Origin of the sequence: Paenibacillus sp. 2TAB26 (assembly GCF_052115145.1) — a bacterium.
Lineage (GTDB): Bacteria > Bacillota > Bacilli > Paenibacillales > Paenibacillaceae > Pristimantibacillus.
Window position 1 is genome coordinate 90772 of record NZ_JBFRGC010000026.1, and the last position, 23677, is coordinate 114448.

At 42.1% G+C, this 23677-nt stretch carries 25 protein-coding genes and 1 pseudogene; 25 read left to right on the forward strand and 1 reads right to left on the reverse strand.

The window, feature by feature from the left end; translation table 11 throughout:
- Window positions 1-90: 90 nt before the first annotated feature.
- The 25 genes and pseudogenes from AB4Z50_RS26935 to bioC all read left to right on the forward strand — a co-directional run bounded on the left by AB4Z50_RS26935 (window position 91) and on the right by bioC (window position 23499).
- Entirely contained in the window at window positions 91-600 is a 510-nt protein-coding gene (locus AB4Z50_RS26935) for a hypothetical protein (RefSeq protein WP_441883962.1), read from the forward strand.
- Window positions 597-1463 carry an SDR family oxidoreductase gene (locus AB4Z50_RS26940; protein ID WP_441883965.1) on the forward strand — a complete coding sequence of 289 codons (867 nt, stop codon included), beginning with the start codon at window positions 597-599 and terminating at the stop codon, window positions 1461-1463. The genes AB4Z50_RS26935 and AB4Z50_RS26940 overlap by 4 nt, the downstream gene beginning before the upstream one ends.
- A gap of 363 nt (window positions 1464-1826) precedes the next feature.
- The gene (locus AB4Z50_RS26945; protein ID WP_441883968.1) at window positions 1827-2279 is read left to right on the forward strand and encodes a helix-turn-helix domain-containing protein; all 453 of its coding nucleotides are present in this window, start codon (window positions 1827-1829) and stop codon (window positions 2277-2279) included.
- A 61-nt stretch (window positions 2280-2340) separates the two neighbouring features.
- A pseudogene (locus tag AB4Z50_RS26950) lies at window positions 2341-2574 on the forward strand (thioredoxin reductase); the annotation flags it as partial.
- Between the two features lie 177 nt (window positions 2575-2751).
- On the forward strand, window positions 2752-3645 hold the full coding sequence (locus AB4Z50_RS26955; protein ID WP_441883971.1) for a nicotianamine synthase family protein: 894 nt from the start codon (window positions 2752-2754) through the stop codon (window positions 3643-3645).
- A 374-nt stretch (window positions 3646-4019) separates the two neighbouring features.
- A complete protein-coding gene (locus AB4Z50_RS26960) occupies window positions 4020-4559 on the forward strand; it encodes a GNAT family N-acetyltransferase (RefSeq protein WP_441883974.1) in 540 nt (179 codons plus the stop codon).
- Window positions 4560-4835: 276 nt separating this feature from the next.
- On the forward strand, window positions 4836-5723 hold the full coding sequence (locus AB4Z50_RS26965) for a LysR family transcriptional regulator (RefSeq protein ID WP_441883977.1): 888 nt from the start codon (window positions 4836-4838) through the stop codon (window positions 5721-5723).
- A 109-nt stretch (window positions 5724-5832) separates the two neighbouring features.
- Entirely contained in the window at window positions 5833-6492 is a 660-nt protein-coding gene (locus AB4Z50_RS26970) for a type 1 glutamine amidotransferase domain-containing protein (RefSeq protein WP_441883980.1), read from the forward strand.
- 35 nt (window positions 6493-6527) lie between these two features.
- Window positions 6528-7427 carry an NAD-dependent epimerase/dehydratase family protein gene (locus tag AB4Z50_RS26975; RefSeq protein WP_441883983.1) on the forward strand — a complete coding sequence of 300 codons (900 nt, stop codon included), beginning with the start codon at window positions 6528-6530 and terminating at the stop codon, window positions 7425-7427.
- A 117-nt stretch (window positions 7428-7544) separates the two neighbouring features.
- Window positions 7545-7778, forward strand: a complete 234-nt coding sequence (locus AB4Z50_RS26980; RefSeq protein ID WP_441883986.1) for a hypothetical protein — start codon at window positions 7545-7547, stop codon at window positions 7776-7778.
- Between the two features lie 97 nt (window positions 7779-7875).
- The gene (locus tag AB4Z50_RS26985; protein WP_441884039.1) at window positions 7876-8709 is read left to right on the forward strand and encodes a diaminopimelate epimerase; all 834 of its coding nucleotides are present in this window, start codon (window positions 7876-7878) and stop codon (window positions 8707-8709) included.
- Between the two features lie 26 nt (window positions 8710-8735).
- A complete protein-coding gene (locus tag AB4Z50_RS26990) occupies window positions 8736-9530 on the forward strand; it encodes a class I SAM-dependent methyltransferase (protein ID WP_441883989.1) in 795 nt (264 codons plus the stop codon).
- A 30-nt stretch (window positions 9531-9560) separates the two neighbouring features.
- Window positions 9561-10865 carry an opine metallophore biosynthesis dehydrogenase gene (locus AB4Z50_RS26995; RefSeq protein WP_441883992.1) on the forward strand — a complete coding sequence of 435 codons (1305 nt, stop codon included), beginning with the start codon at window positions 9561-9563 and terminating at the stop codon, window positions 10863-10865.
- Between the two features lie 44 nt (window positions 10866-10909).
- The gene (gene cntA / locus AB4Z50_RS27000; RefSeq protein ID WP_441883995.1) at window positions 10910-12526 is read left to right on the forward strand and encodes a staphylopine-dependent metal ABC transporter substrate-binding lipoprotein; all 1617 of its coding nucleotides are present in this window, start codon (window positions 10910-10912) and stop codon (window positions 12524-12526) included.
- 96 nt (window positions 12527-12622) lie between these two features.
- Window positions 12623-13555, forward strand: coding sequence for a nickel/cobalt ABC transporter permease (gene opp1B / locus AB4Z50_RS27005; protein WP_441883998.1), 933 nt, complete (start codon window positions 12623-12625; stop codon window positions 13553-13555).
- Complete coding sequence (gene cntC / locus AB4Z50_RS27010) at window positions 13556-14452, forward strand: staphylopine uptake ABC transporter permease subunit CntC (RefSeq protein ID WP_441884000.1); 897 nt, start codon at window positions 13556-13558, stop codon at window positions 14450-14452.
- Window positions 14453-14456: 4 nt separating this feature from the next.
- Window positions 14457-15263 carry a staphylopine uptake ABC transporter ATP-binding protein CntD gene (gene cntD, locus AB4Z50_RS27015; RefSeq protein WP_441884003.1) on the forward strand — a complete coding sequence of 269 codons (807 nt, stop codon included), beginning with the start codon at window positions 14457-14459 and terminating at the stop codon, window positions 15261-15263.
- 3 nt (window positions 15264-15266) lie between these two features.
- A complete protein-coding gene (locus tag AB4Z50_RS27020; RefSeq protein WP_441884006.1) occupies window positions 15267-16001 on the forward strand; it encodes an ABC transporter ATP-binding protein in 735 nt (244 codons plus the stop codon).
- A 58-nt stretch (window positions 16002-16059) separates the two neighbouring features.
- On the forward strand, window positions 16060-17247 hold the full coding sequence (gene cntE, locus AB4Z50_RS27025) for a staphylopine family metallophore export MFS transporter CntE (protein ID WP_441884009.1): 1188 nt from the start codon (window positions 16060-16062) through the stop codon (window positions 17245-17247).
- 370 nt (window positions 17248-17617) lie between these two features.
- Window positions 17618-18940: an adenosylmethionine--8-amino-7-oxononanoate transaminase gene (bioA, locus tag AB4Z50_RS27030; protein ID WP_441884042.1), complete on the forward strand. Its 1323-nt coding sequence runs from the start codon at window positions 17618-17620 to the stop codon at window positions 18938-18940.
- A 5-nt stretch (window positions 18941-18945) separates the two neighbouring features.
- Complete coding sequence (gene bioD, locus AB4Z50_RS27035) at window positions 18946-19692, forward strand: dethiobiotin synthase (protein ID WP_441884012.1); 747 nt, start codon at window positions 18946-18948, stop codon at window positions 19690-19692.
- A 5-nt stretch (window positions 19693-19697) separates the two neighbouring features.
- Window positions 19698-20696, forward strand: coding sequence for a biotin synthase BioB (bioB, locus tag AB4Z50_RS27040; RefSeq protein WP_441884015.1), 999 nt, complete (start codon window positions 19698-19700; stop codon window positions 20694-20696).
- Window positions 20697-20709: 13 nt separating this feature from the next.
- Window positions 20710-21888, forward strand: a complete 1179-nt coding sequence (gene bioF / locus AB4Z50_RS27045; RefSeq protein WP_441884018.1) for an 8-amino-7-oxononanoate synthase — start codon at window positions 20710-20712, stop codon at window positions 21886-21888.
- Complete coding sequence (locus tag AB4Z50_RS27050; protein WP_441884021.1) at window positions 21885-22643, forward strand: alpha/beta fold hydrolase; 759 nt, start codon at window positions 21885-21887, stop codon at window positions 22641-22643. Before bioF ends, AB4Z50_RS27050 begins: the two co-directional genes overlap by 4 nt.
- Window positions 22633-23499 carry a malonyl-ACP O-methyltransferase BioC gene (gene bioC / locus AB4Z50_RS27055; protein ID WP_441884024.1) on the forward strand — a complete coding sequence of 289 codons (867 nt, stop codon included), beginning with the start codon at window positions 22633-22635 and terminating at the stop codon, window positions 23497-23499. The genes AB4Z50_RS27050 and bioC overlap by 11 nt, the downstream gene beginning before the upstream one ends.
- Before the next feature lie 100 nt (window positions 23500-23599).
- On the opposite strand, the gene AB4Z50_RS27060 is transcribed toward bioC, so the two are convergent.
- Window positions 23600-23677 (reverse strand): IS3 family transposase (locus AB4Z50_RS27060; protein WP_441884045.1); only part of this gene is annotated, 78 nt, incomplete at its 5' end.

Here is a 23677-nt window from a genome sequence, read left to right on the forward strand (position 1 = left end):
CTAGCCCTTATTTACCGCCATATAGTTAGGCGCCTTATTATATGGCGATATAAATAGTTGCAGCAAATCATGGAAGAAAGGGGTGACAACATGAACAATGTGAAGCATTCGCACAAAACAGATCCTGCTTATAACCTTGCAACGGAAGGTTCCGAATTGAAAGGTTTTGTGCTATGGCGCGAAGTACTGATGGCCTATGTTTCGCCCGCCGTCATGGCAGGCATCGGGGGACTGATCACAGGCGACAAGAGCCTTCAGATTGCTGCGTTAACCACAATTGGGGGAACGTCCGCACTGATTGCATGGCTATTGGGGCTTTGGCTGCGCAAACGGGGGAGAAGCATACGATGGGTTGTTGGACCGCCTCGTTTGCTAGTCGTTGTCATGTTCGCGATAATCTGCGCTTCGCTTGGCATTTACGCCGCATGGGTGACGAACAAAGTGCCGGATACAGTTCGTTTGAGCGACTATTCGATTTGGTTTGATCGCATATGGATCGATTTTCCGTTATCCGGCACGATTGCAAGTACGATCATAACATGGCGTTGGCGCAAGGCGTTGGAAAAAAATGATACGTTAAACGGAGGAGATCGAAGATGATAGCGATTATTGGAGCAACAGGCACGATAGGGAGCGAACTTTTGAAACGTTTGGCCGAACTTGGGGTGCCCGCTCGGGCGCTCAGCAGAGAACCGGAGAAGCTGCGCAACCAGCTCGGAGATGCAGGTAAATCCACGATCGAGGTGGCAGGGACAGATGCCGCCGATCCCGAATCGCTTCGCCGCGCGTTTGCTGGAGTGAAGCAGCTCTTCTTGACCATATCGAACAGCCCGAGACAGGTCGAGATGGAAATGTCCATCATTCGCCTCGCCGCCGAAGCCGGCATCGAGCATATCGTCAAAATATCCAGTCCAGCCTTCGAGGAGCTCTCGCCCGTGGCAGTCGCCGGCTGGCATCGCGATATCGAGTCGTTTTTGGACGATTCCGGTATGACTCGCACGGTATTGCGTCCCTATGCATTCATGCAAAACTTGCTGCGCCATGTTCCGACGATTACAGCTCAAGGTGCTTTCTTCGGCGTCATGGGCGATGCGCCTTGCAATTTCATCGATTGCCGGGATATAGCGGACGTTGCAGCAGAAGTTCTGACCAACCAGGAGGCAACCGGTCGTATTTATACGCTTACCGGATCGGAGATCTACAGCTATCCGCAGATCGCGGATAAGCTATCCGCTTTGCTAGGCAAGACGATTCGCTACATAAACGTGGAGCCTCAAGTAATGCTTCGCAATCTGACTGAGCAAGGGCGCATGCCCCCTTGGCTCGCAAACCACGTTGTAGAAATTCAGACGATGTCTACGTTGGTGCCGGAAAGGCTAACGGACGATGTCACGCGTTTGCTCGGCAGACAGCCCCGAACGCTGGACGGGTTCCTGCAAGAGAATGTGGAAATATTTCGGTAGGCATCTGTAAATAGTCCGTTCTCCAAACCAAACCGTCTGAACCGGCTGTCACAGCCTTCAGGCGGTTTTTGTGATTAACGTTATTCCAGCGAAAGGTTCTGCTTGAAATAGGAAAACCTCTTACGCCACTCTATTGATGTAATCGATTCTGATAATATTAGAAGGGCATCATTTATTGTAGAAGAAATATATGAGAGAATTATAAATACAACATTCTCGAAGTTTACATTAAAAACGACTTGATGCTAGGGAGCAGGTAGAGAACAATGATAAATTTAAATAAATTAGCAGAGATCTTTGCTGCTGGTACCTATGAAATAGAAGATGTCTATCGTTTAGTCATCCAGCCGAAAAATATATTGCGTGAAATATTCGCTTTTTTATAAAATAGATAAGTTAGATGATGTAAATTGGACTCATGAATGCGACTCTCATTTCAGGCTTGAACCGGGAGCAAATCCAAGAGTGATAGAATTACAAATCATGCTTCATCAGAATGTTCATGCATCTGGAGGGATTGAAAAACTTCGTGTCAAGGAATTATTCTTAAGCATCTTACATCAAGTTCTAATTGGTTGCAGGAATCGAGAGAATGACTTCTTTAACAAATATACCGGATTCCGTCCAATTGACTATGTTTTTAATTATCGTATGGAAAGATCCAGTGACCTACTCAAAGCAGGCAATTTCTCCATCCACGATATTACCGTAAGCATAGGTTATACGAAACCTTTATATTGCAGCAGATTATTTTTTAAAAAATTTGGTGTGTCTCCATCCGCATACACACATAAATTAGATAATCATATATATTGATTTTCCGATTTAGATTAAGCTTGCAACTGATGGTGTTGTGCTCCATGATCATTGGATTTCTGGATCTCCGATGAGCGAAACATCGATGCCAGGCATCTATGCAGGAGGCGATATTTTACAACATGATGGAAAGCTGCATCTCATTGCGGGGGCGTTCCAGGACGCTGCGAACGCAGTTAATAAAGCGAAGCAATACATGACTCCGGATGCAAATGCGAATGGAATGGTATCCTCGCACAATGACCTGTTTAGGAAAAAAAACCGTGAACTGATGAAAAGCTCATATACGAAATAAAAGTCATTTTGTGAAGTGCATTTGGTTCTTAGTAAGTATTTGAGTGAGTAGGGGACGCGAACCTTCGCGTCCCCTTACTTTGTTCCATCCACGTTCCTATATTCGTATACAACCTTAATCATATGAATATATTCTGTAGTAAGAAATTGGATCGAGAATGAAGGAGGAAATGGGTAAATGGAGGTTTATTCATCTGGTTCTATTTTACTTACAAGCAACACAACAAGAATACAAATGGTTGACGGCTTTATCGCTTTTATCCGTGAAGTAAATGAACTTCTTCAAAAAGAAGTTGATCTGTCTCCTGCTAATCAATTAGTTACGAACATGATTAGGCGCCTTTCACTTCAATTACGTTCCCACTACTTACCGGAGGAGGTACAGGCCGTTCTTAGCAACGAATATATTCGAATGAAYCAACGAAATTTGCAGGATAAGTTGTCAGAAGCCGAATTTTTAGTAGAGTTAGGCGATTCTCTTCACATTTGCAAATCAGAGGATTCCGTCTTGGATAACGTTCGAAGGCTATCTTACTGGAACATTTATATGGCCTTAGTTAGTGAGGAGCTGTCCACTCTTCGCCGGATTACTCGAGCTGATGGCCAGAAAGAGAAGTCGCGCATTGTCTTTGTTGGAAGTGGGCCGATGCCGCTAAGTCCTATTATTTTGCATCTTATCGGGGATGTTGAGGTTCTCTGCCTAGAAATTGATCCTGTGGCCTATGATGCATCATGTTTTTTGCTCGAGCGTATGGGATTAGGGAATAAAGTGACTGTTGTATTGGAGAATGGATCAGATTTTGATTATAGCTCTTATAGTAGAGTATTCGTGGCTAGTCTCGTTAGAGATAAGCTTGGGGTGCTGAATCAAATTAAACGTACATCCCCAGATTCTCTAGTAGCTGTTCGAACAGCTGAGGGAATGAAGCGAATCATGTACGAAGCGGTTGATGAATCGCAGTTAAAAAAGCAAGGGTGGCGGATTCTGACGCGAACTTGGCCTGAAGAAACGCTAGTCATTAATTCGACCTTGTTTCTTGAATGTATGACTAGTCCTGCCATACCTGGTTGACACCGTATCGTGTACATAACGTCAAAGCAATCGACATTATTGGCGAAGATCTAGAGGAGCTGATTTGCATGAGGAGCTTGGGATAAGTCGAGCAGTCTATACTTTTGCACTTTTTTTTAGTGCGAGCCACCCTTCCAGGTGGCTATTTTTATTGCTCATTTAGTGACCTATCTGCTAAAGGACACGCTTTAAATGAGGGATGGTGGACAAGCTGATTAGATCAACTCACATCATTCTCTGCCGCAGTTAAAGCGTAAGTAATTTCAGCGATGAATTTACACAAAGACCATATAGAATTAATTAAAGCATCGAAGTTCTTTTATATACTTTAAGGGTTAGAAATAGCGAAATAAAAGGACTAGGTGGTAGATTTAATGTTAAAAAAACGTGATTTGCAGGAATGCCATTCACTGTATGACTTAATGATGGATCCTGCGGTTTTTCCTTACGTTCGTTATAATTGCCAATTATATGAACAATACTTATTCATAACCAAACAGTTGATCGTTGAAGAAGAACAGGAGACATGTATATCTAGAACAATAATAAATGAGAATGGACATCCCATTGGTACCATTGATCTATATGATATTGTTAATAAAACCGGCTTTTTAGCCACATGGATTGGAACTCCTTATTTTGGAAAAGGTTATAACCAACGAGCGAAGGAATCCTTTTTTACTGAACTATTCCTTGAGCATAATATCGAAACGGTATTTTTGAAAGTCCGTAAACAAAATATTCGATCGAGGAAGGCGATAGAAAAATTACCGTATGCCAAATTAGCAAATGATATAAACCATCAAATATATAAATCGATAAATAATGCGCAACAGATCTATGATTTGTATAAAGTGGAGCGGTTAGACTTTTTAGATTGCAATAAAATCATGCAACATGATATTGCTACGTAACAAACTATGCAAAAAACTGTCTTCAAGAAAGTTTTGGACCGTTTTTTGTATGACGAAAAGCTTCACTAAAAGCAACAAAAAGAACCTTCTAAGCGATTGCTGGAAGGTTTTTCTTCTGTGTAATTGTTTTATTTGACTAAACCGGCTCTGTACTTACTTTTATTGATATTAACAATATTTTATAGAACTGCATTCCCATGTGTTTTAAATGCATGTTCCCACTGGCAAGGTGTGATAATATAGTGTTATTTATGTTAGTACAAAGGTGGATTCAGCATGGTTGATTTTGAATGGTATAGAAGCTTTTGCACGATTTACAAGCATCAATCCGTTTCCGAAGCAGCAAAAACCCGCATGATGACGCAGCCGGCCATGAGTCAGCATTTAGCTGCCTTGGAAGCGGAGGTCGGAGAAACTTTATTTATTCGATCGACTAGAAAAATCACCCCGACAGAGCGGGGAAAGGAGTTGTATTCCCAGCTCGCTCCGCTCATTGAATCGTTAGAGAATACGACGATGAACTTTAAATCAACTTCTTTGCCTACGCTGAGCGTAATCAAGATTGGAGCGGCGCATGAGTTTTTTAGTGAAAAAATACTGCCGCAGCTTCCTAAATATAATGTTTGTACCATTTCACATTTTGGAACTGCTGAGCAATTGCTGGAGCTGCTGAAGGAAGACAAGCTAGACATCCTCATTATGTCCAAAAGGTTTCAAACGCCCGGTATCGAGTATTTGAAATTGATGGATGAGGAGTTTGTTATCGTTGCTCCAAGCGATTATGAAATTGTTGCATTCGATAATCTGAAGCTTGAAGAGCAATGGCTCTCAGAACAGAAATGGATCAGCTATGGCTTGGAACTGCCAATCATAAGAAGAATTTGGAGAGAGCATTTTAAGATGCGTCCTCAAATTAGACCTATTCATGTCATTCCTAATTTACATATGATCCTGAATGCTGTTGAGCTTGGAATGGGCTTGAGTGTCATCCCTACATATCTCTTGCAAGATTCGTTAAAAGCAGGGAAAACAAAAGTTATTTTTAAACATTTAAAAGTAAAAAACGAGCTATATCTCGCTTATCAGTTAAAGAATAAGCATTTGCCTCTAATCAATGAAATCATGTCAGTCATTAAGGAAAATACGAAGGAGCATTTCGTTTGATTTATAAAAATAATTATTAATGAACAGTTATTTCGTAATTTGTTTTATATATGAACTGAGCCTTAAAATAAAGAAGCAGCAGAATAAAAAATAATGGAGGCTAAATATTATGTCAAAAGAAGTGCTGATCGTTGTCACGAACCATTCCGATATTCATGAAGGAAAAAAGACCGGCATATGGCTTTCAGAGTTCGCCGAAGCATATATGGAGTTTACGGCTCAAGGATATAAAGTAACGGTTGCAAGCCCGCTTGGAGGAAACGGCCCAATTGATCCTGGAAGTGTTGATGCTAACACACCTCAAGAAATTTTGGATGCACAGAAATATTTGGAGAACACTATAAAACTGGATGAAGTATCCGCTGAAGGGTTCGACGCTATATTTTTGCCTGGCGGTCATGGAACGATGTACGACTTCCCGCATGACGAAAATCTGAAGAGGCTGGTATGTGATTTTTATGAACAAAATAAAATTGTAGCTGCTGTATGTCACGGTCCTGCGGGGCTGGTTGGTGTAACTTTGACAAATGGACAACCGCTTGTAGCGGGTAAAAGAGTCAACGCATTTACTGATCGGGAGGAAGCCCAAACGACGCTGGACAAGCATCTGCCTTTCTTGCTGGAGAGCAAGCTTCGTGATCTGGGAGCAATATTCGTTGCAGCGCCGAACTGGTCTACTCATTACGAGGTGGACGGCAACCTGATTACTGGTCAAAACCCGCAATCTACGCTTGCTGTAACGAAAGCCGTTATTGAAAAGTTATCTTAAATTAAGTTATACAACATGATTGAGGAGGGATAGTTATGAAAGTGTTTGTTACAGGAGCTTCAGGCTATATTGGTGGATCGGTGGCAAAAGCTTTGCTTGATGTGGGGCATACCATCTACGGTCTGGTTCGTAATCCCGATAAGGTGGAAGCATTAAGGGAAATCGGTATAGAGCCTATACTCGGAACGTTGGATGATACAGATAATCTAACGAAGTATGCCAAACTCAGCGACGCGGTTATTCATACGGCCGATTCTGATCATTTAGTGGCAGTTGAGACTTTTATTGCTGCGCTGCGCGGAAGCGGGAAACCATTTTTGCATACATCGGGTTCAAGTGTGGTTGGGGATGATGCCCGCGGCGATACAGCGAGCGAACATATTTTTGACGAGGAAACGCCGTTTGTGCCTATGGATATTAGGGAAAATCGCGTAGCGATCAACAACCTCGTGCGCAGGGCTGGGATTGAGGATTGGGTGAGAGGCATCGTGATTGTCCCGTCTATGATCTATGGTGATGCATTAGCATTGCCTGTGGAAAGCGATCAATTGCCTCAAATTATTCGCAAGTCGCGTGAGCTGAAAGGTGGCGTTCACGTTGGTAAAGGCGTAAACCGCTGGTCCAATGTACACATCAAGGATTTGGTTCAGCTGTATGTGTTGGCACTTGAAAAAGCACCTTCCGCATCGTATTTCTTTGCCGAAAATGGGGAGGAATCGTACGGGGACATCGCCAAATCGGTCAGTGAGGCGCTAGGCTTTGGCGGCAAGACGATAAGCTGGTCCGCAGACGAGGCGATTGCAGAGCTTGGGGATTGGGCGCGTTTTGCCATCGCTTCAAACAGCCGTGTACGTGCGGCTCACGCAAGAAATTTACTTGGCTGGGCCCCTAAGGAAGAATCACTGCTTAGCTGGATAAAAAACAATTTACAATAGTAAGAAGTAGAGAATTTTAAGAGCATGAACAAGGGAGGAGCTCCCGTTAATCAGAGCACTTTCATCCAATCGAGGACAGAAGAAAAAGGTTAATGGGAGGGAATTGTTCCTTTGTTATTGGATTTAAAGCTGGGAGCGGGGAATGGAAAATATTCTTTTGCACTCTTTTGGATTGTAAGCCGCCTTTTTAGGTGGCTTTTTCTTTTTGAAAAACATAAAATTCCGCGCAACCGATGTTTAGTAGCGTCAAATAGTATTGAAAAACCAAAAAAAACCAAAATCAATATTGACACGGTTCAACATCATGCTATAATCAATCCTGTGAGTGATAATCGTAATCATTACATTTAAAACAATGTTATATCGTAATGATTACACTTTATAGCTTGGGAAACTCTACACATTAAAGGAATACCAATAAAAAATTGGAGGGTTGAGGGTAGTTGTGATGAAACAGGAAATAGATTTTATTAAATTTAATCCAACACAAAATATGACGATTTTAGTTAAATCGAATCATCCTGTTGATGAGTATAAGCATATTGCAACAAAAATGATGTCCTATGACAACGTGAATGCGGAGCAAGTAGGTTTTATCGAAAAATCGAATAAAAAAGAAGCGGATGCACATTTGATCATGGCTGGAGGTGAGTTTTGCGGGAATGCGTGCATGTCATTGGCAGCTTTTATTGCGTCAGAAAAAGGGTTGGATCAGGATGCCTTGGCGGAATTACGATTAGAGGTATCAGGAACAGATAAATTAATCATATGCCAGGTAAGGAAAATGGCAGATGAATATTTATGTCAAGTTGCTATGCCAGTTCCTAACAAGATAGAAAAGAGAACGATTAAACATGACGGTTGCGATCTGGATGTTATTCTAGTGAGTTACCAGGAGTTTACTCATATTGTGATAGAAGTAGAGCAATTTGATAAATGGAATAGAGATAAAGCGCAAAGATTAGCTAAATTATTTGGATCAACTTTAAAAGCAAACTTGGTTGGCATTTTATTGTATAAATCACAATCTGCTGAATTAGCTCCGCTGATTTATGTTCCGCATCTAGACAGTATGATCTGGGAAAGGGGATGCGGTTCAGGTACTGCTTCATTGGGTGCTTATCTAGCATGGAAAAATAAGAAGGGAGTTGTTGCACAAATAAAACAACCCGGTGGCACGATTAAAGTAATGGCGGATTGTTATAAAGAAGTACTTGCTAGTCTTAAAATTGAAGGATCTGTTGGAATTGTTGCGCAGGGCAAAGCTTTTATAGAAGTGTAGTGATTTTTTATAGCAGGGGGAAAACAATGAATAAGGTGGAGAGTTTTCAAAATAAATTGATTGAATTTTCAGAAAAATTTGATCGTTTAGCAGGTCGATATGATCATACGGTTAACAATAGCTCGGAGATGGAAAATTTAATAGATGAATATTCGAAATTCGTAACAAACAGAAGTAACCATGAAGCTTGGGATCTACTTGGACATCATGATTCCAATGATATTCTTCAACTTGTGGTGGATTTGAGAAGAAAATCGGCATTTTGCGTTGCGATTATGGAGAAATATCGTGCATTAAAGCTTCATGAAGGAAATGCTGAGATAACCGATTATTTCAAAAACATAGAATCGTGCATCGAAGAAGAATTTGGGAGCTTCCAACTATCCTCGGATTCAAAAGTGTTATTAATAGGCTCAGGTGCATTTCCGATGACGCCCATTTTGATTGCGAAGCGCACTGGAGCGGAGGTCGTTGGCTTAGATATTGACGATGAAGCTATAGAGCTTGGAAGGAGCGTTGTGGAGAAATTTAGCAGCGGCTTGAATATTCGATTAGAGAATAGGCTGGTGGAAAATCTTGATTTTACGAAACTGGCGTCCCATATCATTTTTAGCTCAACCGTTGAAAATAAATATGACATATTGGATCAGCTCTATTCATTGACCAATAAGCATGTCGTTGTGGCAATGAGATATGGAGAACAAATAAAATCATTATTCAATTTTCCATTGAAAGAGGTGAATGCTCAAAAATGGAGGTTGGTTGAACAGGTAAGACGTCCAGATCATTTGTTTGATATTGCATTGTACCAAAAAGCATAGTGTGTTTTTTTATTAGGAAGGAAGGCATTTATGGGTGATTTCAAACATGTTTTGCTGTTAGGCACGGGACCAGCTACGATTCAACTCGCTGTGAATCTAAAAAAATGTTGGGATTGCCGTATAGCGATAGTAGGGAGAGAATCCGTGCGTTCTGAGTCATTTTTTGATTCGATTAAACAGAGCAATCAACGTATACGTGTAAGCATTCAGAATGAGAAGCATCGTGCTATGGAGGGTGAATGTTTTGTAGATCACGTATTTAAAGGGTACGAAACGATTACAGGTGAGTGGGATACCCTTATATTTGCTGTCACAACGGATGCCTATATCGAAGTGTTGAAACAAATCGATCCTAAGCTTCTAAGGAAAGTAAAGAGCATGCTATTAATTTCACCGACGTTGGGCTCGAATAGCTTAATTCGCCATTATATGAATGATTATAATCCGAGTACGGAAATTATTAGTTTTTCCACCTACTTTGGTGATACAAGATGGATGCATGCGAGACCTACAAATCATGCCCTAACGACAGCGGTCAAGAAAAAAGTTTTTATAGGCTCTACAAAGTACCCATCTCCTAATGTTGAAGAACTCTGTAAAGCATACAAACAATTAGGTATTGCGATAGACATAATGGAATCGCCGATTGAAGCAGAAACAAGAAATATTTCGTTATACGTTCATCCGCCGCTCTTTATGAATGACGTTTCTTTAAGCACGATATTCGGGGATCGAGAAACCAAAAAGTATGTTTATAAAATTTATCCTGAAGGGCCAATTACACCATTACTCATTCGTGAGATGTTGGCCCATTGGAAAGAAATTATGAATATTATCAGTAAGCTACATATAAAAGGTATAAATTTACTTAAATTTATGACGGATGACAATTATCCGGTAAGACTCGAAAGTTTATCACGTCATGATATAGATAATTTCCCCACGTTCGAAACTATTCATCAAGAGTATTTGTTGTATATCCGTTACACCTCGCTATTGATCGATCCTTTTTCTGAACCAGATAAGGATGGGAAATATTTCGACTTTTCTGCAGTCCCTATCAGAAAGATGTTCATCAATAGGGAAGGTGATTTGGATATTCCAAGAATGCCAAAGGAGGATTATTATCGTCTGAAAATCATTCAGGGAATTGCAAAATTTATAGATTCGAGCTGCCCTACCATCGATAAATTCATACTTACCTATGAGAATAAATTGGAAGAAGTTGTTCAATCCCATAAGGAAATTAGGTTATCTGCTGCATTTGCTGTTCAAAGCTTTGAAGAAGACTTGAACAGAATTTGTAATGAAATTGGAAAATATTTAAAAGCGTAATTGTTGAAATCATAATGAACTTATATTTTTTAGGAGGAAATATTGTGAAAAAAGGAAATTTGCTTGTTGTTGTTTTATCCATGCTGATGCTTTTAATTGTGCTGGCAGGCTGCAGCGACGTCAAGGATGCGAAATCGAAATCAACAAATAAGGAAAAGAAAACAGAACTCGTGTATGCATCGGCCAAAGACATTAATGATATGAATCCACATCTTTATGCAGGTTCAATGCCAGCACAAGGAATAGTGTACGAATCTTTAGTCGAAAACACAAAGGAGGGAATCATGCCTTTACTGGCTGAATCATGGGAAATTTCTGAAGATGGCAAAATATATACCTTTCATTTGAGGAAAAATGTGAAGTTCCATGATGGTGAACCTTATAATGCAGAGGCTGTAAAGCAAAATATTGAAGCGGTACAACATAATAAAGAAAAGCATACTTGGATCAAGCTGTCGACAAAAATAGTAAGCGTTAAAGCGGTAGATGAATATACAGTTGAACTCACACTGTCTGAATCCTATTATCCAACCTTAGTTGAATTATCCATGACTAGGCCGTACGTATTCATCTCCCCTAAAAACTTTATGGATGGAGAAACGAAAAATGGCGTAAATGGCTACAACGGCACAGGGCCATATAAGCTTACGGATCATAAAACCGATAAGTATGCTTCGTTTGAAGCGAATGATGCATATTGGGGCGGCGTTCCTAACATTAAAAAAATTACGTCTAAAGTTCTCCCAGCGGGGGAGACGACAYTCCTAGCTTTGCAAAAGGGTGAAGTGAACTTTGTGTTCACTGATGATCGTGGTGCAGACAGTATTGATGTTGAAGCTATGGAACAATTAATCGAAACAGGCAATTATCAGCTTGTTAGAAGTGAAGCGATGAACACAAAAATGATCGTGGCCAACAGCAGTAAATCCGATCATCCCGTAAGTGAAAAAGCTGTTCGTGAAGCCATCTGGCACTCTATTGATAGAGATACGATTAGTAAGGATATTTTTAACGGGACTGAATCAGCAGCCCATTCCCTATTTTCTGCTAACGTCAATTATGCGAATGTCGATTTGAAGAAACGAGACTATGATTTGGAAGCAGCGAAGCAACTATTGGAAGGTGCAGGATGGAAACTGGAGAAAGGCGCTGCTGCTAGAGTAAAGGATGACAAAACATTAGCAATCCAATTATATTATGACAGCAATTCTTCTTCCCAAAAAACGCAGGCTGAATTTATTCAAAGCTCTTTGAAGGAGATAGGTATTCAATTGGAAATTATCGGTGAGGAATCAACCTCAATCGCCAAAAGAAGATCAACCGGAGATTATGATTTATTATTCAATCAAACATGGGGACTAGCTTATGATCCGCAAAGCACTATCTCTGCTTTTACTTCTGAGAATGCTTATTTGCATACAACAAGCGGAATTGCGGAAGCAAGTGAGCTTTACAAGAAAATTGATGCGGTCATGGTATCCAAGGATGAGGCTGCACGGAAATCGTTATATGCTGATATTATGACAATCGTTCATGACGAAGCTGTCTTTATTCCAATCTCGAATGGCAGTGTCACTATCGTGGCGCCAAAAGAAATAAAAGATATCACGTTTAAACAAACACAATTTGAGCTGCCATTCGAGCGAATGAGCTTTGAATAGAACGCAAAAAATTAAAGGGGAGGATTACTCCCTTTTTTATTTTGAGTAAAGAAGGATAGAGTCATTTGATATTTTCTGTAGAAAGGAGATTTTTATATGGCAAGGTACATCATTAGAAGGCTATTGTTAGCAATCCCTCTTCTATTAATTATTTCGTTTATAACGTTTGTATTCATTAATCTCTCTCCCCAAGATCCGGCCCAATTGATATTGCAAGCGCAAGGCATACCCAATATGACAAATGATTTAATTGCTCAGACGAAAGAAGAACTTGGCTTGAACCAGCCATTTATCATTCGTTATTTACATTGGGTCGTTGCCTGCATGCAACTAGACTTTGGAGATTCATATGTCACAGGAAAACCGATTTGGTCAATGGTAGGCCCAGCTTTACTGAATACGTTAAAGCTAACGCTGGTTTCATCTATCGTTGTTATTGTTTTGTCCATCCTATTGGGGGTGCTTAGTGCAATAAATGAAGGGAAAATGATAGACAAATCAGTAAGGGGCATCTCATTTTTATTAACATCCATGCCGTCATACTGGCTTGCAGCTATTTTAATTTGGTATATATCCGTTAAATTGGATTTACTGCCTACGAGCGGAATGGATTCGTATAAAAGCTATATTTTGCCGGTAACTGTGATTGCGATAAGTTATGCAGGGATTTATTTTCGAAACGTCAGAAGCTCGATGATAAGCAATCTAAATGAAGACTATGTTCTATATGGCAGGGCATCTGGCTTGTCTGAGAAAAAAATTACGATGCATATATTAAGAAATTCCTTGCAGGTTGCCATTTCGATATTCGGTATGGCTATCCCGATTATTTTAGGAGGCACCGTCGTTGTTGAAAATGTTTTTGCGTGGCCAGGGTTAGGCAGTTTAAGTATAAGATCGATTCTGAGCAGAGATTTCCCTGTGATTCAAGCCTATGTTCTGATAGTGGCAGTCGCATTTGTACTATTTAATACTGTATCGGACATCGTAAATACCGCTTTGAATCCTAAAATGAGGAAGGAGATCTAGATGAAACGATTAAAAAACATAAGCGAAGATAAAATAGGCAGCTTATCCTTAATCGTTATTGCTGCAACGCTTATTGTCGGATTATTTCCTTCTTTTTTTGCCCCGCACGATCCTAACGAAGTCAAGATGAGCGTAAGATATGCGACCTCGTCCTGGGAATACCTGCTCGGGAACGATCACTTGGGGAGATGTATTCTATCCCGATTAATTTATGGGATTCGTCCCAGTGTCTTGTGGGTATTGGCAGCATTAGCGATATCGATAGGGATAGGCGCTTTATTAGGCTTTATCGCGGGTTACTTTAGAGGAAAAGTAGATGCCTTTATTATGAGAGTTTGCGATATCATGCTTTCTTTCCCGCTATATGTTATGACACTGGCGTTAGTCGGCATTCTAGGCGTAGGTCTTGAAAACATTTTGATAGCGTTTGTTGTTATGAAATGGGCATGGTTTGCTCGGGTAATCAGAACGTCTGTGATGCAGTATTCCGAACTTAATTATGTCAAATTTTCCAAAGCATCTGGCATCAGCAATACAAAAATTATTTATAAGCATATGATTCCAGTTACATTTGCGGACATAACAGTCATCTCGAGCAGCGCGATCGGTTCGATGATTTTGCAAATATCAGGGTTTTCGTTTCTAGGATTAGGCATTCAAGCGCCCGACGCGGAATGGGGAATGATGCTGAATGAAGCGCGGGAAGTTATGTTCACAAGACCTGAGCTCATGTTAGCCCCAGGCATAGCTATTATTATTATCGTTTCGGCATTTAATTTCTTGTCGGATGCCCTTCAGATTGCATTGGATCCGAAGTTAATGAGGTCTAATTCTATGCTTCAAGAGAAACGAATCGTGACCAAAGAAAGTTTTCGCGAAAAAGAGGTGGCAGATTAGAGCCATGAATGTATTAGAGGTGAAAAACTTAAAAGTATGGGATATGAAAACGGATCATGTGATCATTCATAACAGCTCATTCGAGTTAAAGCAAGGCAGCTGCCTCGCTATAGTAGGGGAAAGCGGGAGCGGCAAGTCTGTCACCAGCAGGTCGATTATGGGGTTGAATAAAGGCTGGCTGCGCCAAGCTGGAGATATCATATTTAAAGGTGAACATCTAAATCATCTTTCTGAACATGAAATGAGGAAAAAAAGGGGAAAGCAGCTATGTATGATTATGCAAAATGGGATGAGTGCATTTGACCCTTCATGTGTGATCGGCATTCATTTGAAGGAAACCCTTTATGAACATTTCGGCTGGAGTACGAACGAAATCGTAGGAAAAATGAAAAAAGCTATGGCAAGCGTGATGTTGAACAATCCAATCGAAGTGATGAATAAGTATCCGCATCAGCTATCTGGGGGCATGCTGCAGCGAGTTATGATTGCGCTCGCATTAGTACTGGAGCCTGACATTATTATCGCGGATGAGCCAACAACGGGTCTGGATACCATTTCACAATTTGAAGTGATTGAACAATTTATGCAATTGCGTGAGCGAATGGGCTGCTCGATGATCTTTATTTCTCATGACCTAGGCGTTGTAAAAAAAATGGCTGATGACGTTTTGGTTATGAAGGATGGAGAGATTGTAGAACAAGGGAGCAATGGAGCTGTTTTTTCAGAACCAGTGCATGAATATACTAAATATTTGTTGTCTACTAGATTGGCGCTGAGTAAACATTTTAAGCTGATTATGGGGGAGGGTTGAACAATGCTGAAAATTGATCATGTGGATAAATCGTATGAAAAAGGCGGGTTTTTTTCGAAAAAGAAACAAAAAGTGTTGAATGATATTAGTTTTGAATGTGGAGCGGGTGAATGTCTCGGTATTATTGGAGAGAGCGGCAGCGGAAAATCAACCTTAGGGCGTTTGTTATTAGGCATTGAAAATCCTGATCGAGGCAGCATTTTATTTGATGGYAAGTGTGTAGGGGATAGAAAAGTGCGCTTTGGCAACATTAGCGCGGTATTTCAAGACTATAAGTCGTCCATTAATCCTTTTTTTACGGTCGAAGAAGCTATTATGGAGCCAATAAAAAGGTATAAAAAAAAACATAGCATGGTTGATACGCTGTTAAATCAAGTTGGATTACATCCATCCTATAGAAAAAAATATCCACATGAACTATCGGGCGGAGAGGTACAGAGGGTATGTATTGCAAGAGCCATCTCCACAGAGCCAAAATGCATTGTGTTGGATGAAGCAATCAGCTCATTAGACGTATCTGTTCAAACCCAAGTGCTTGATTTATTAAAAGATTTAAAAAAAATGTACAACATGAGTTATGTATTTATCACACATGATATACAGGCTGCGGCCTATATTTGCGATAGAGTCATTATTTTTAGAGATGGTCAAGTTGAAGAAATAGTGAGAATCGAACAATTAAAAGACGTCAAGTCGGAATATGCGAAAAAATTGTTGCAGATGCTTATCACTTTTTAGCTGAATGAGTTTTGGAGAATAGGATATTTGCATGCAGAAGTTAGGAGGAAGGGAAGTTGTGAGTGGAGCATTATCTTGGCCTTTTATACGATTGTATATGCTGGCTCTTCTTTATTTCAGCGGCAATTCCATATTAAATGTCATTATACCTTTGCGTGGAGAGTCACTCGGAGCCAGCAACACAACGATCGGTTTAATCATGGGGGCGTATTTGTTCACAACCATGTTCTTTCGACCGTGGGCAGGCCGAATTATTCAAATGCACGGACCGATAAAAGTGCTGCGCATTATTCTTATCGTCAATGGTTTTGCATTAATCCTCTATACGATTACGGGTTTAGAGGGTTATTTAATTGCTCGTATTTTACAAGGAGTTTCAACCGCTTTTTTCTCAATGGCTTTGCAGATCGGCATCATTGATTCACTGCCAGAGAAGGATCGCTCCCAAGGCATTTCACTTTATTCTTTATTTACGTATATGCCGGGTATCCTTGGCCCTGTTCTGGCTTTGGGCATTTGGCAAACGGGGGATATGAATTATTTTACGATGGTCATGATTGCGATTGCAATCTTTACTGGGGTGTTCGGTTATGGCACCAAAATGGATCAAGGAAGCGACCAGACTGCTGCAAATCAGACCGGGCAGTCAGAAAGTATGTTTAAATCCTTCGGTCAGTTAGTAACTAACCCAATCTTGTTTAAGTGCAGCATGTTGATGTTAGTAGCTTCAATGGTATTTGGAGCAGTTACCACCTTTATTCCTTTATACGCTTCGGAATTAAAAAATGGCAATGCTGGAATCTATCTAATGCTGCAAGCGGGTACCGTTGTTTTGGCTCGTTTTGCTTTAAGAAAAAAGATTCCGTCAAGCGGTAAATGGCATTCATCATTTCTGATGGGGAATATGCTCCTTTTGACATTGGCGGCGCAATGCGTGAGCTTTTCTGTAACGGGAGGAGCTGTTTTTTTCTATGCGGGATCCATTTTAATGGGAACGGCTCAGGCTCTCATCTATCCTACATTAACAACCTATTTAACATTTGTTTTGCCGCAGAAGAGCCGCAATGTGTTAATCGGACTTTTTATTGCTATGGCTGATTTAGGAATTTCGCTGGGCGGCGTTATAATGGGGCCAATAGCTGATTTCACCTCATATTCTATGATGTATATGATCTGTGCTGGCTTAGGTGCGACGATGATCATCCTTGCTTATGATCGAGGGAAAATGTCTGTTCGACAACGATAGCAGGGCTTGAAAATATTTATTATTCATAGACATGTGCAAGCTAAAAAAACATTAAATCATATTTCATAATTTAAAAAATCGACCCTTTTGTGATCCAAGCAGAAGGGTTTTTGTTGTTTCTATTTTAGTATTTTTTTGAGTAGCTGAACAAAAGTATAATTCTATATTTTGTTATTATTCATGAGGCTTTCGGTTGCTTCCTCACGGAGTTAATCTTTAATCTTTCATTTTGTATTCTCTTTACAGGGGAGTGCAGGTCTGCTAGAATAGCAAAATCCGATTGTTAACCTAAATTAATTATTATAGGTTAACAATTAAAAATAATGGATGGTGATCATTTGTGATAACAGATTTCGAACGGCTTGCTGCCATGAATAAGAACCACTTATGGCATCCATTTACTCAAATGAAAGATTACAATAACGCTGATCCACTCATTATTGAACGCGGAGAAGGCATCATGCTATATGACGTCCAAGGACGCGCATATTATGACGGTTTCTCATCCGTCTGGCTTAACGTACATGGACACAATGTGCCGGAGCTAAATCAGGCGATTACAGAACAATTAGGGCGAGTGGCCCATTCCACCCTTCTTGGTATGGCTAATGTTCCGGCAATTGAGCTTGCAGAAAAATTGGTGGAAATTACTCCGGAAGGACTAAACAAAGTATTTTACTCCGATTCAGGAGCAACCGGTGTCGAGATCGCGATCAAAATGGCATTTCAATACTGGCATAACAAGGGGATACGAGGTAAGACGAAGTTTGTAACGATGAACCAAGCGTACCATGGCGATACAATTGGTGCGGTGAGCGTCGGTGCCATTCCTCTGTATCATGACACTTTTCGCCCCATGTTATTTTCTTCTTACACCATTCCATATCCCTATGCTTATCGTCATTCAGGCGGTGAGGCGCAGGCACTGGAAGATACGTTAGCGTCACTGCGTCATTTGCTTGAGACAAAGTCGGATGAAATCGCGGCACTTATTGTGGAGCCGATTGTGCAAGGGGCTGGGGGAATTATCGTTATGCCTTCAGGCTGTTTACGCCAGATGGCTGCGCTGTGCCGTGAGTATGGCGTACTGCTCATTGCTGATGAGGTGGCGACTGGTTTCGGTCGGACAGGCGCGATGTTCGCTTGTAAACTCGAAGATGTTTCGCCTGATTTGATGGTGATTGGCAAAGGGCTGACCGGTGGGTATTTGCCTGTAGCAGCGACACTTGCAACTGACGAGGTGTATGAAGCGTTTTATGCTGATTACGAAGAGCAGAAAACATTTTTCCACGGTCATTCCTATACCGGTAACCCGATTGGCTGTGCCGTTGCTTTGGCAAGCTTAAAGTTGTTTGAAGAGCGCAATATGATCGAGGGAGTAAGAGCAAAGGCATCGTTTGTCCAGCGAAAGCTCGCAGCGCTAAAGGATTGCCAGCATGTCGGTGAAATCCGGCAAAAGGGACTAATGATTGGAATAGAGCTCGTACGCGACAAGGTTTCACGTGAGCCGTATGACTGGGCAGATCGAATTGGAGTTCGCACAACCTTGCGGGCAAGGGAGCTAGGAATGCTAACAAGGCCGCTCGGCAATGTGATCGTCTTTATTCCTCCGCTCTCGAGTAATGTTGCTGAACTGGATGCCATGACAAATATTTTGATGGAATCGATACTTCACGTCACCGAAGGGGAATGAGTTCTTTGAACATTTTTAACGATGATTCGATACGCGGATTATTTGTGACAGGTACAGATACAGCCGTCGGGAAGACGGTTATAACGGCAGCCATTACCGCTATGCTCCGTGCTGAAGGAATGAATGCTGGTGTCTGGAAGCCGATTCAAACCGGTGCTCCTCTTGGCAGCGGTCTTACCGATGCTGAGCGGCTGATAAGAAGCACGGGAATAAACGAACAGCCTGGGGCAGTCGCGCCATTTACATTCGAAGCTCCACTTGCGCCAATGCTCGCAGCTAAGCAGGCTGGTGTGATGCTTACGATTAAGGAGCTAATTGCCGCTGGTTTACCGCTCACAAAACATTATGAAGCACTGCTCATCGAAGGGGCTGGCGGCGTCGCTGTGCCACTGACCGATGGCACCCTCATGGTGGATCTCATTGCGGAGCTTCGGATTCCTGCTCTAATTGTAGCCCGTTCCAGCCTCGGGACAATTAACCACACACTTCTGACTGCTTCTTTCCTTCAAAATCGGGGGGTTCCTATTGTTGGCGTTATACTGAACGATGGTGAATTAACGGAAACAGATGACGATCCGAGTGTTGCTACGAATGCACAACTAATTGAACAATTTAGCGGCCTTAAAGTTCTCGGTCGGTTTCCTCGTTTGCATACCGAAGAGACTACACACATGCTGATACATACCTTACAAAAATCCATACAATTCGCGCCTATTAGAGAGGCACTTGCAGTTAAACCCATAGGAGGATGATAGAGATGAAAACAATTAAAGTAGAGACGGATTGGCAATCGCTTGCCAGAAAAGCATTGCATGGAGAATGCTTAACGCTAGATGAGGGGCTCGCAGTGCTTGAAGCCGACGATGATGAGCTGCTGCTGCTCATGCAAGCAGCGTTTACGGTGAGAAAACATTTTTACGGTAAAAAAGTGAAGCTGAATATGATCATCAACGCCAAAAGCGGCCTTTGCCCCGAGGATTGCGGCTATTGCTCGCAATCGATTGTTTCGACGGCCCCAGTTAAAAAATACTCTCTGCTTGATAAAGACACATTGCTTTCAGGTGCACGTGAGGCGATGGCGCGTAAAGCTGGAACCTATTGTATTGTTGCGTCCGGGAAAGGCCCAACTAACAGGGAGCTAGACCAAGTGGTGGCTGCAGTAAAAGAAATTCGTGAAACGATGCCTCTAAAAATTTGCGCATGTTTGGGTATTCTTGGGGATGATCAAGCCAGGCGACTTGCTGAAGCAGGCCTACATCGATACAACCACAACTTGAACACCAGTAAAGCCAACTACCCTTCCATCACGACGACCCATACTTATGATCAACGCGTTGAAACTGTGGAAAAAGTAAAGACATACGGCATGTCCCCTTGCTCTGGCGTCATTATCGGCATGGGTGAGACAAATCAGGAAATTGTCGAAATGGCTTATGCGCTGCGCGAACTAGATGCGGATTCAATTCCAATCAATTTTCTGAATGCAATACCGGGAACACCACTGGAACACGCAGGTCGCACGCCATCGATGAAAGCGTTGAAGGTACTAGCACTGTTTCGTTTCATATGTCCTTCTAAAGAAATCCGTGTGGCAGGCGGCCGAGAGGTCAACCTACGTACGCTGCAGCCTTTATCTCTTTTCGCCGCGAATTCACTTTTTGTGGGGGATTATTTAACGACAGCAGGCCAAGACATATCAGCTGATCATCAAATTATTGAGGATTTGGGCTTTGAGATTGAGTTAATTGCCCTTTAAGGCGGTGCCAACTATGAAATGGATGGAAGAAGAACTAGAATTATTGGCTGATGTTTCGAGGGAGCGTTCTTTGCGTATAACTAGCTCTGTATTCGGATCACCTGGTTATACGATGCGCGGAGAACGAACATTGCTCAATTTGTCCTCTAATGACTACCTTGGACTTGCCCAGCATCCGGCCATACTTGAAGTGATGCGTGAGACCTTGCTCACTGAAGGAGCTGGTTCAGGTGCATCACGCCATGTGACAGGCAACCGATTACCTTATGGTTGTCTAGAAGAAGAACTAGCGGATTGGCAAAACTGTGAAGCAGCGTTAGTTTTTGCAAATGGTTATATGGCTAATTCTGGTGTGATTAGTGCACTTGTAGGGCGAGGAGATGTTGTTTTTAGCGATCAGTTGAACCACGCGAGTATGGTGGACGGCATTGTACTCAGCCGTGCGGAGCACGCCCGGTATCGCCATAACGACATGGAACATTTACGTACGCTATTAAATAAGTATCGTGATAAACGGCGTAAGCTGATCGTTACAGACGCTATTTTCTCTATGGATGGCGACATGGCACCATTGCGTGAACTTGTTGCGCTCAAACAGGAGTACGGAGCGATGCTTATGGTGGATGAGGCACATAGTGGGGGGATCTACGGAGGGCGAGGCGAAGGATTGTGCCATGAATTCGGATTGCAGAATGACATTGATATTCATATGGGAACATTCAGTAAATCGTTCGGTATTTATGGCGCTTATATTTGTGGCAGCCGCTTGCTAATACGATGGCTTGTGAATAAGGCTAGACCACTCCTATATTCAACTGCGCTGCCTCCTTCAATCGTTGCTGGTATTTCAAAGGCGTTAGTTTTAGTAAAAGAGGAACACTGGCGTCGAGAAAGGCTTTATGCAGCAAGCAGATTATTTCGTTCCTTCCTTAGTGATGCGGGGTTTAACATCGGTTCCGGAAATTCCCAAATTGTACCCTTAATCGTAGGCTCTAACGATATGGCTTTACGCTTCAGCGAAGCTCTTGAAGAAGAGGGAATCACAGCGGTTGCCATCCGTCCACCTACTGTACCTGATGGAACAGCGCGTATTCGCTTTTCCTTGTCAGCAGTTCATACAGATAAGGAGTTGTTAAATGCAGCCGCACGCATTCATTCAATCGGACTTCGACTAGGAGTGCTGAGTCCATGATTACATTGGATAGCGAATCAGTGAAACTTAAGCGACAGACAAGCGGCACTATTTTATGGTTATGCGGATGGAGTATGCCAGATACGGTTTTCGATCGGATTCGTGAGTTTCTTCCGGATTTTCATCATGTTTCTGTTGATTACAGTGATGCCGATTCTCCAGAGAAAATGCTGCTCCTGACTGAAATGGCAGTAGACAAGACGATGGCTGATCATGGTCCGTTGTTAATCGGAGGTTGGTCTCTTGGCGGTTTACTTGCACTAAGACTCGCGGCAAAAGGGTTTGCTGATGGTCTTGTGTTGTTCGGAGCAACTGCTCGATTTACTCGATCAAAAGGTGAGTCTGATCTCGGCTTTGCAGATATATATGTTAGGAAGATGATTACAGGGCTCAAACAGGACCGACAAGGGGTAGAATCAAGATTCCGAGAGCTCATGTTTTCGGATGCAGAAAGGGAAGTCATTCTAGACGAAAGCCTATCCACGATCGGCAGCTGGACAACCCCAGCGTTAATCGCAGGACTTCAAATTTTGCGAAGCGAGGATTGTTTGTCTCAACTAAAGAGCATCACTTGCCCGGTATTTATTGTGCATGGGTCTGATGATCGTATTTGTCCTTACGGCGCGGCAGTGGAGCTTATGACCCAGTTGCCAAAAGCAACGTTATTCACGATGCCAGCCTGCGGGCATGCCTCTTTCTTAGGAAGGGAAGACCAAATAGCTAATGAACTGAGGAGATGGTGGCATGATCAGTAGGATAAATGATATCCGACGTCAATTTAACCGCAGTGCAAATTCGTATGACGCTCATGCTCATGTTCAGCGTAGGATGTCAGATCACCTTGCGAAAGCATTCATTGGGTGGAAGAACAAACGCAACATGGCCGAGCCCAAGATTCTTGAGATCGGCTGCGGCACGGGGACATTGACTGAGATTCTAGTTCATGAATGGCCTAGTGCAAGTATTACAGCACTTGATATTGCTCCCGCCATGATCAAGCTGGCTGAACAACGTGTATTATCAAATGAAGCGAACCGTGATGGCATCCTAAAAAACACTTCAGAGCGTATAAGCTTTATTCAGGCGGATGTTGAAGTATGGGGAGAAGATGCTCAGGAATCCTCTTATGATCTCATCGTCTCCAACGCCTGTTTTCAATGGCTGAGCAATTCAAGGCAAACATTTGGTCACCTTCGGCGCATGCTTCGTCCTGGAGGCTTGCTCATATTCACGACATTCGGACCTGCTACATTTTGCGAGATGCATTATGCTTTTAACGAAGCTTATCGAGCCAGTGTAGTCGAGCCGCAGCGGCACGGACTTTGGTTTCTATCGACAAATGAATGGAGCAGCTTGCTCATTCAATCTGGTTTTTCTAGTATTCAATCTGAAAGCTTCATTCAGACGGAAAAGTATGCTTCAGCAAGAGACTTTCTTCACTCGGTAAAAGCGATGGGAGCTAGCACTTCAGAGGCTAATACGAAGCGAGGTCTCAGTTCGAGGCGGTTGTTTGCCAACATGTATAAGGAATACGAGGAGAAGTTCAGCATGCAAGGAGGCGTTGCTGCCAGTTATGAACTTCTATTGATTCAAGCATTGGCAAATGAGTAAATAAGTAAAATCACAAAGTTTAAAAAAAGCAGCCCCGTCTAGAACATGGTATTCGGGACTGACCCCCATTTGTGAGACAGGGATCAAAACACCTTCAAGTTTAAACGGCCAGTCGCCTGTAATCAATCGGCGACTGGTTATTTAGTTTCGTTTGAATACGAATTGCGTTATAGTAAGT